Origin of the sequence: Streptomyces sp. NRRL WC-3742 (assembly GCF_000720635.1) — a bacterium.
Classification (GTDB): Bacteria; Actinomycetota; Actinomycetes; order Streptomycetales; family Streptomycetaceae; genus Kitasatospora.
Map to the genome: position 1 here is coordinate 38,201 of NZ_JOCF01000061.1, position 9,415 is coordinate 47,615.

Here is a 9,415-nt window from a genome sequence, read left to right on the forward strand (position 1 = left end):
GGAGGAAGCCACCGTGCTCTCCCTGGACACCCCCACCCCGGACACCCTCTCCCTGGACACCCTCGACATCACCAGTGAGAAGGCGTACGCCGAACGCGGCTACCCCTACGAGGAGTTCGACCTGCTGCGCCGCGAGGCGCCGGTCTTCTGGTACCAGCGCCCCGGCTTCGAGCCGTTCTGGGTCCTGACCCGCCACGAGGACATCGCCTGGGTCTCGCGCAACCCGCAGATCTTCTCCAGCGCCCAGCGCGTCACCGTCGACACCCCCGACGCCGTCGACATGTTCGAGCGCCAACTCGAGGAGCGGGCCGCGATGTTCGGCCACAGCCCGGACGACCCGCCGGCGCTCAGCTGGATGGACCCGCCGCGCCACCGCCAGTTCCGCCAGATCATGACGCCCTGCTTCACCCCCAAGGCGATGGCCGCCCTGGAGGCCCGCTTCGACGAGCTGGCCACCGGCTACGTCAAGCAGTTCATGGACCGCCTCGACGGCTTCGGCGAGGCCGACGTCGCCAAGCACCTGTCCGCCCGGCTGCCCGTCGCCGCGATCTGCGAGATGGTCGGCGCCCCGCACGACGACTGGGACGACGTCTTCAACTGGACGGAGGGCACGGTCGGTTCGGCCGACCCGGACTACCAGCTGGAGGGCGAGGACGCCGAGGCCGCGTTCGTCCGCAACATCTCCGCGCTCAACCAGTACGTCGCCACCCTCGTCCAGGAGCGCATGGCCGCCTCCGACGGCACCGGCACCGACGTGCTCAGCCGCCTGGTCGCCGCCCGCATCAACGGCGAGCCGCTGAAGTTCCACGAGATCCTCTACACCGTCTTCAACCTGCTCGTCGCCGGCAACGGCACCACCCGCAACGCCACCGCCGGCGGCATCCAGGCCCTCCTGGAGCACCCGGAGGAGCTCGCCAAGCTGCGGGCCAACCCGGCGCTGGTGGACAGCGCGGTGGAGGAGATCCTGCGCTGGACCTCCATCGCCATCCACTTCGCCCGCACCTGCACCCAGGACACCGAGATCCGCGGCCAGGTCATCCGCAAGGGCGAGACCGTGGTCATGTGGTACCCGGCGGCCAACCGCGACGGCGACGCCTTCCCCGACCCGTACCGCTTCGACATCACCCGCACCGCCAACCCGCACTTCTCCTTCGGCGGTTACGGCGAGCACATCTGCCTGGGCGCCAACCTCGCCCGGCTGCAGCTGCGGGCCATCCTGCGCGCGGTGCTGCCCGTCCTCGGCGACCTCGAACTGATCGGCACCCCCGAGATGGCGGCCCAGCACCTCCAGGTCGCCGAGATCAAGAAGCTGATCGTCCGCCGCAAGGGCTGAACTCCGCTATTCAGAAAGGACGGTGAGCCCGCGATGACCGAGCGGCGCCCCCTCCCCACCTCGCTGCACGGCTTCGCCGCCGGCGACGAGTCCGACATGAACGTGGTGGCCCCCTGGGCCGGCCCGGTCATCGACGAGACCACCGGACTCCTCAAGGAGCCCATCCGGGGCAAGCACCTGATCGCGACCTCCGTCGGCTGGCCCAAGCCCGGCCACGAGCCGGCCGCGATCGAGCTGAACCAGGCGATCCTCGCCGAACTCTACGTCCGGCCCGGCCTGTTGGCCGTGACCCTGGCGATCTCCGAGGAGTCCTGGAACAGCACCCGCTCCCTCTCCATCTGGCAGGACGAGGAGGCCCTGCTGGGCTTCCTCACCTCCACCCCGCACCTCGCGGCGGCCCGCCGGGTGAAGGAGCTGATGTACGACTGGGAGGGCACCAACTGGGAGGTCGAGGAGACCTCGGTGCTCCCCACCTTCGACGAGGCCAGGGCCCGCCTGGACGCCGTCCGCGGCCCGGTCAGCCCGTACGAATCCCTCGACTGAGCACCAGCCGACGGACAGAGCCAAGGAGCACAGATGACCATCGCCACCGCGACCAGATCCACCTCGCTGACCGACCACCTCCTCCACCACTACGACCTGGCGCACGAGATGGTGCTCCAGCTCGCCGAGGACTTCGACGACGAGACCGCCCGTCTCGCCCCCGCCCCGCACAAGCCGCTGGTCTGGTTCCTCGGCCACCTCACCTGCGCCACCGACTACTTCTCCACCCTCCACCAGGGCACCGAGTCCCTGGTGACGGAGGAGTTCTCGCTGTTCTTCGCCGGCAACGACAACCAGGACTGGTCGCTGAGCCCGTCCCTGGACGAGATGGTCGCCAAGTACAAGGCCGTGCACGCCCGCATGCGCGACTTCGTCGAGACCCTCACCGACGCCGACCTCGACCGCGAGTCCCCGCTGGAGCCGGTCGGCGACGACCGCCTCAAGAACCTCGGCAAGGCGCTCTCGATCATCCAGATGCACGACGCGTACCACTGCGGCCAGATCGGCTGCCTGCGCGTGGCCCTCGGCAAGCACGTGCCGTTCTAGGCACACCCCACGTTCCACGGAAGGACAGTCACTTGTCTTCTCACATCGCCGTCTTCAACATCCCCGCCGTCGGACACATCAACCCGACCCTGTCCGTGGTCGAGGAGCTCGTCCGCCGCGGCAACCGCGTCACGTACACCGTCACCGAGCACTTCCGTGCCTCGGTCGAGGCGTCCGGCGCCGAACCGGTCGTCTACACCTCGGTGTTCGGCGACTACTACACCCACCCGTACACCCCGGAGGCGCTGCCCGCCGAGGGCCTGCGCTTCTTCAACGAGGCCGTCGAGACCCTCAAGCACTTCGAGGCGGTCTACGAGAACGACCGCCCCGACGTCATCCTGTACGACCAGATGGCCTGGGCCGCCCGCTTCCTCGGCGCCAAGTGGAACATCCCCACCGTGCGCCTGCACCCCTCGTACGGCTCCAACGAGGTCTTCTCGATCCAGTCCCGCTTCCCGCTGGCCTCCGAGGTCGCCCCCGAGGTCATCGAGATGATGGGCCAGCTGGCGGCCTTCCTGCCCAGCGTCGGCCTGGAGGGCGTCGGCCCGGTCGAGTTCTTCACCAAGATCGAGGACCTGGCGCTGATCTTCCTGCCGCGCGAGTTCCACTACGACGGCGACACCTTCGACGAGCGCTTCGTCTTCACCGGCCCCTGCCTCGGCGACCGCTCCGCCTTCCAGGGCAGCTGGACCAACCCGGGCGGCAAGCCCGTGCTGTTCATCTCCCTGGGCACCGCCTTCACCGGCTCCGCCGAGTTCTTCCCGGCCGCCATCGAGGCGTTCGCCGACAGCGAGTACCGCGTCGTCCTCGCCATCGGCAACCACGCCGACCCGGCGGCCCTGGGCGAGCTGCCCGCCAACATCGAGGTGCACCAGCACGTCAACCAGCTCGACGTGCTCTCCCAGGCCGCCCTGTTCGTCACCCACGGCGGCATGAACAGCGCCATGGAGGCCCTCGCCCACGGCGTGCCGATGGTCGTCGTCCCGCAGATGAGCGAGCAGCAGGCCACCGCCGAGCGCGTCGAGGAGCTCGGTCTCGGCGCGTACCTGCCGAGCGAGAAGGCCACCGCCGCGAGCCTGCGCGAGGCCGTCGAGACCGTCCTCGGCAACCCGGCCACCGCGGAGAAGCTCGGCGCCCTGCGCGACGCCATCCGCGGCACCGACGGCCCGGTCGTCGCCGCCGACGCCGTCGAGGGCTACCTCAAGCGCCTCGGCTGACGCCTTCACCGTAGCCGCGAGGCCCGTACCCCTTCGGCGGGTGCGGGCCTCGCGGCCGTCCGTCCTCCGCAACTCCCCATGGAAGAGACCGTGATCCGCCCCAAGAGACTCACGATCGCCGCCCTCACCGCCGCCCTGCTCGCCCCCGCCATGGTGGCGGAGGCCGACAGCGCCGAGGCCCGGTCGCCCCACTCGATCAGGTTCGCGCACTTCGGACCCGCCTCCGGCCCCGACGGCCGGCACTCCTTCCGCTTCGGCGTCTCCAGCTCGGCCACCCAGATCGAGGACCAGGACACCAACACCGACTGGTACCACTGGACCCGGCCGAAGACCGACGGGGGCCTCGGCCGCGGCCAGTTCGTCGGCGACGCCGTCGGCGGCTACACCAAGGCCCTCGAGGACGTCGACCTCATCAAGGACATGAACCTCGACTCGTACCGGCTCAACATCGAGTGGGCCCGGGTCGAGCCCAAGCGGGGCCAGTTCGACGAGGCCGCCCTCCAGCACTACAGCGACCTCCTCGACAAGCTGCGCGCCCAGGGCATCCACCCGATGGTGACGCTGCACCACTTCGCCAACCCCGTCTGGGTCGACAACCCCGACGACCCCGGCTGCGCCAACGGCCCGAGCGACACCAACCTGTGCGGCCTCGACAGCCCGACCGGCGGCCCGCTCGTCGTCCAGGCCATGGCCGAGTACGCCAAGGTGCTCGCCCAGCGCTTCGGCGACCGCGTCGACGACTGGGCCACGCTCAACGAGCCCATGGTCTACATGCTGTTCTCGCACGCCTTCGGCGCCGGCCCGCCCGGCAAGGCCGAACTCGCCGGCCACTACCAGGACAGGTTCCAGGTCTCGCTGCGCACCTACATCAGCGCGCACGCCGCGATGTACAAGGCGATCAAGCAGTACGACACCGTCTCCGCCGACGCCACCGGCCCGGCCGCCAACGTCGGCCTGACCATCAGCGCCAAGCAGTACGTCCCGGTGCGTAACGGCAAGGTCAGCACCGACCCCGCCGACATCGCCGCCGCCGACCGCTTCCGCCGGTTCTTCGAGCTCAACTTCGTCGACGCCATCCGCCAGGGCGGCTTCTCCACCAAGGACGACGGCGTCTACGACGAGCCGCACCCCGAGTGGAAGAACACCATGGACTGGCTCGGCGTCCAGCTCTACGACCGCACCGGCGTCTCCGACCCCGGCGCCACCCCCGGCCCGACCACCCTGCCGGTCGTCAACGTCGACGTCTGCGGCCTCGCCCCCTGCCTGCCGCCGCTCGACCCGTCGTACGTCATCCCCACCATGGGCTACGCGACCGACCCGACGGGCCTCTACCCGGTGCTCAAGGACTTCTCCGGCCGCTACCCGGGTCTGCCGCTGATCGTCACCGAGAACGGCATCGCCACCGACTCCGGTGACCGCCGCTCCCAGATCATCGTCCGCGCCCTCGAGTCCATCGACAAGGCCAGGGCCGAGGGCGTCGACGTCCGCGGCTACTACCACTGGAGCCTGATGGACAACTTCGAGTGGCTCCAGGGCTACGGCCCCCACTTCGGCCTCTACTCCGTCGACCGCACCACCATGGCGCGCACCCCCACCGCCGCCGCCGCCGTCTACGGCGACATCGCCGCCCACCGCGGCCTCACCCCCGCCCTGCGCCGCACCTACGGCGGCAACGGGCCGCTCAGCCCCGAACCCACCCCCGGCCAGACGCCGACCGGCACCCCCAGGCTCGCCGCCGGCGTCCCGGCCGCCTCGGGGCGCCGGGACTGAGCCCCCGCCCACCCGCTCACCCGTCGAGGGGCGCCCACCGCGGCGTCCCTCGGTGGGTGTCCCCCCACCGCGCGAACAGCAAGGCAGCCGGCCCGACAACCGCCAAGGATGAATGATGAGCATCGCCAAGGGACAGCACGACGCACAGGGCGTCGGGCCCCTCACCGACCTGCTGCGCACCACCCTGGCCGAGGAGCTGGCCGTCCCGGCTTCGGCGGTGGCCGACGGGCTCACCTTCCACGACCTCGGGCTCCGGTCCGTCCAGGCGCTGGCGCTGGTCACCCGGCTCGGCAAGCTGCTCGGGCGGACGGTCCCGGTGTACGCGCTGTGGCAGCACCCGACGGTGCCGGCGTTCGCGCGGTACCTGGCGGGGGAGGCGGTCGCTCCTGTCGCTTCCGTTCCTGCTTCTGTTTCCGGTGATGTTTCCGCTGAGCCCATCGCCATCGTCGGGCTCGGCTGCCGGCTGCCCGGCGGGGTCGAGGACGGCGACGCGCTCTGGCAGGCCCTCCTCGACGGCCTCGACGCCGTCCGCGAGGTCCCCGCCAACCGCTGGGACGCCGACGCCTGGCTCGACGCCGACCCCGCCGCCCCCGGCACCATGACCACCCGCTGGGGCGGCTTCCTCGACGACGTCCACGGCTTCGACGCCGACCTCTTCCGCATCTCGCCCGCCGAAGCCGCCCACCTCGACCCGCAGCAGCGGCTCGCCCTCGAAGTCGCCTGGTCGGCCCTCGAGGACGCCCGGATCGTGCCCGGCGCGCTCGCCGGAACCCGTACCGGCGTCTTCCTCGGCACCATGGCGCAGGAGTACCACCTCGCCACCGGCGCCGACGCCGACACCATCAGCGCCCACTCCGCCACCGGCTGGGACAGCTCCGTCACCGCCGCCCGCATCGCCTACGCCCTCGGCCTCCAGGGCCCCGCCATGGCCGTCGCCACCGCGTGCAGCTCCTCCCTCACCGCCACCCACCTCGCCGTCCAGAGCCTGCGCAGCGGCGAATCCGACCTCGCCCTCGCCGGCGGCGTCAACGTGATGCTGCACCCGCACACCACCGTCGCCATGACCAAGCTCGGCGCGATGAGCCCCGACGGCCACTGCCGCGCCTTCTCCGCCGACGCCAACGGCTACGTGCGCGGCGAGGGCTGCGGCCTCGTCGTCCTGCGCCGCCTCTCCGACGCCCTGCGCGACGGCGACCGCGTCTACGCCGTCATCCGCGGCACCGCCGTCAACAACGACGGCGCCTCCAACGGCCTCACCGCCCCCAACCCCCAGGCCCAGGTCGACGTCGTCCGCGAAGCCTGGCACAACGCGGGCGTACGCACGCAGGACGTCGACTACATCGAGGCCCACGGCACGGGGACCCCCCTCGGCGACCCGATCGAGGCCGAATCGCTCGGCGCCGTCTTCGCCGAGGGGCGCGAGGAGCCGCTGCGGATCGGCTCCGCCAAGACCAACTTCGGCCACCTGGAGCCCGCTGCGGGCGTGCTGGGCCTGCTGAAGGCCGCCCTCGCCCTCCACCACGGCGAGCTGCCGGGCAACCTGCACTACACCGCGCCCAACCCGCACATCGACTTCGACCGGAACCGGCTGTCGGTCGTCACCGAGCGCTCGCCCTGGCCCGCCGGTTCGGCGGCGCGCCGCCGCCACGCGGGCGTCAGCGCCTTCGGCTTCGGCGGGACGAACGCCCACGTGGCGCTGGAGGAGGCGCCGGGCGGGCGCGGCCGGCTCTCGGTGGCGCTGGCGGCGGAGGGGGAGACCGAACTCGCCCAGGTCGCAGGAGTGCTGGCCGAGCGGCTCGTGGCGGGTGAGCTCGCACCGGTCGTGATCGAGGGTGAGGGCGAGCACCGCCTGTTCGTCGCCGCTGAGCACCAGCGCGAGCTCGTCGCCGCCCTGCGCGAGGCGGCTGCCCAGCAGCCCGCCTCCACCTCGACGTCCTCCGGCGGGCGGCCGCGTGTCGTCCTCGCGTTCTCCGGGCACGGGGCGCAGTGGCTCGGGATGGGGCGTGACCTCCTCGCCGAGCCGGAGTTCCGGGCCGGGGTCGAGGCGGCCGACCGGGCGTTGCGTCCTGTCACGGGGTGGTCGTTGCTGGAGGAGCTGACCGCCGATCCGGCCGTCAGCCGACTGGGCCGTACCGAGGTTCTCCAGCCGGTGCTGTTCGGGCTGCAGACCGCGCTGGTGCGGCTGCTGCGCGCCCGGGGTGTGCGCCCGGACGCCGTGGTCGGGCAGAGCATCGGGGAGGTGGCCGCCGCCGTCACCGCCGGGGCGCTGAGCCTCGACGAGGGTGCACGCGTCATCGGCGCCTGGTCCGGGCTGGTCGCCGCGCAGGCGTCCGGCCGGGGCGCCATGGTGGTCTGCGAGCTGGACCTCGCCGCCGCCGGGCAGCTGCTCGCCGGGCGGGAGGGCCTGAGCCTGGCCGGGCACCTGGCGCCCGGGCAGGTGTCGGTGTCCGGGACGGTCGAGGCCGTGGCCGCGCTGGAGCGGGAACTGTCGGAGGCCGGGGTGCGGGTGCACCGGGTGGCCATCGACTACGCCGCGCACAGCACCGAACTCACGCCGCTCGTCCCGGAGCTGCTGCGCAGCCTGGACGGCCTGCGGGGCCGCGCCGGGCAGCTGCCGCTGTGGTCCACGGTGACCGCCGGCCTGCTGGACGGCACCGAACTGGACGCCGCGTACTGGGCCCGCAACATGTGCGAACCGATGCGGCTGGCCGAGACCGTGGCCGCGCTGGCGGCCGACGGGGAGCCGCTGTGCGTGGTCGAGGTCGGCCCGCACCCGGTGATCGGGCACTCGCTGCGCCGCGCGCTCCCGGACGGCGCCGTGGTCGCCCCGACCTGCCGCCGTGACCGCCCCGCCCTGGACACCCTCACCGACCTCACCGGCGTTCTCTGGACCGCCGGTTACCGGCTCGTCCAGCCGGTCGAGGTGCGGCCGATGCCGGTCGCGCTGCCCGTCTCCGGCCGGACCGAGGCCGCCCTCGCGGGGAACGCCGCCCGCCTCGCCGACCACCTGGAGGCCCGGCCCACCGCTCTCGCGGGCGCGGCGCTGACGGCCGCCCGGTACCGGACCCGGTTCGAGCACCGTGCCGTGGTCGTCGCCGGGACGGCGGCCGAGGCGGTCGAGGGCCTGCGGGCCGTCGCCGAGGGGCGTGCGGGTGCGGGCGTGGTGTCGGGCCGTCCGGTCGAGGGCGGCCTCGCGGTGCTGTTCACCGGGCAGGGGAGCCAGCGCCTGGGGATGGGGCGTGGGTTGTACGAGTCCAGCGCCGCGTTCCGCGTGGCGTTCGACGAGGTCGTGGAGGCGCTCGACCGTTACGCGGCACGGCCGTTGAAGGAGGTCGTGTTCGGGGCGGACGCGGCGGTGCTGGACCGCACGGAGTTCACCCAGTCGGCGCTGTTCGCCGTCGAGGTGGCGTTGTTCCGTCTGTGGGAGTCCTGGGGTGTCGTTCCGGCGGCTGTGGCCGGGCATTCGGTGGGTGAGCTCGCTGCCGCCCATGTCGCGGGGGTCCTGTCCCTGGACGATGCGGCGCGTCTGGTCGTGGCGCGCGGGAGGCTGATGCAGTCCTGCGAGAGCGGCGGCGCGATGGCGTCGATCGAGGCGGGAGAGGAGGAGGTCCTCGCCGCTCTCGAGGGCCGTGTCGCGGTCGCGGGTGTCAACTCCCCGACGCAGACCGTGGTCAGTGGTGACGCGGATGCGGTCGAGTATCCCGCTGGTCAGCACCCTCGACGGCACCCGCATGACCACCGACCTCGCCCCCGGCGAGGGCATGCGCAACCCCGCCTACTGGGCCAGCCAGGCCCGCCAGGCCGTCCGCTTCCTCGACGCGGTGCGGGAGTTGAGGTCCTCCGGCATCCACCGCTTCCTGGAGTGCGGCCCCTCCGGCGTCCTCTCCGCCATGGGCGCCGCCTGCCTGGACGACGCGGTCTTCGCCGCCTCCCTGCGCGCCACCGAGGACGAGCCGACCGCCCTGCTCACCGCCGCCCTTCCAGCGCGAGCCCCACCGCCTGACCG

Annotated in this window: 6 protein-coding genes; all 6 read left to right on the top strand. The window is 72.4% G+C overall.

What is annotated here, in order from left to right:
- Positions 1–13 precede the first annotated feature (13 nt).
- The 6 genes from IH61_RS0129170 to IH61_RS0129195 all read left to right on the top strand — a co-directional run bounded on the left by IH61_RS0129170 (position 14) and on the right by IH61_RS0129195 (position 9,412).
- Complete coding sequence (locus IH61_RS0129170; protein ID WP_051838293.1) at positions 14–1,333, top strand: cytochrome P450; 1,320 nt, start codon at positions 14–16, stop codon at positions 1,331–1,333.
- A gap of 33 nt (positions 1,334–1,366) precedes the next feature.
- Positions 1,367–1,876, top strand: coding sequence for an antibiotic biosynthesis monooxygenase family protein (locus IH61_RS0129175; RefSeq protein ID WP_031075219.1), 510 nt, complete (start codon positions 1,367–1,369; stop codon positions 1,874–1,876).
- Positions 1,877–1,909: 33 nt separating this feature from the next.
- Positions 1,910–2,422, top strand: coding sequence for a DinB family protein (locus IH61_RS0129180; protein ID WP_031075221.1), 513 nt, complete (start codon positions 1,910–1,912; stop codon positions 2,420–2,422).
- Between the two features lie 32 nt (positions 2,423–2,454).
- The gene (locus tag IH61_RS0129185) at positions 2,455–3,639 is read left to right on the top strand and encodes a macrolide family glycosyltransferase (protein ID WP_031075223.1); all 1,185 of its coding nucleotides are present in this window, start codon (positions 2,455–2,457) and stop codon (positions 3,637–3,639) included.
- Between the two features lie 78 nt (positions 3,640–3,717).
- A complete protein-coding gene (locus tag IH61_RS0129190) occupies positions 3,718–5,409 on the top strand; it encodes a glycoside hydrolase family 1 protein (RefSeq protein ID WP_078911478.1) in 1,692 nt (563 codons plus the stop codon).
- 115 nt (positions 5,410–5,524) lie between these two features.
- Positions 5,525–9,412: a type I polyketide synthase gene (locus tag IH61_RS0129195; RefSeq protein WP_051838295.1), complete on the top strand. Its 3,888-nt coding sequence runs from the start codon at positions 5,525–5,527 to the stop codon at positions 9,410–9,412.
- Positions 9,413–9,415: the final 3 nt, after the last annotated feature.

Bases quoted from the DNA above. Each gene is read 5' to 3' on its own strand.
- IH61_RS0129175 (WP_031075219.1), top strand. From the start codon at position 1,367: ATGACCGAGCGGCGCCCCCTCCCCACCTCGCTGCACGGCTTCGCCGCC.
- IH61_RS0129180 (WP_031075221.1), top strand. From the start codon at position 1,910: ATGACCATCGCCACCGCGACCAGATCCACCTCGCTGACCGACCACCTC.
- IH61_RS0129190 (WP_078911478.1), top strand. From the start codon at position 3,718: ATGGAAGAGACCGTGATCCGCCCCAAGAGACTCACGATCGCCGCCCTC.
- IH61_RS0129195 (WP_051838295.1), top strand. From the start codon at position 5,525: ATGAGCATCGCCAAGGGACAGCACGACGCACAGGGCGTCGGGCCCCTC.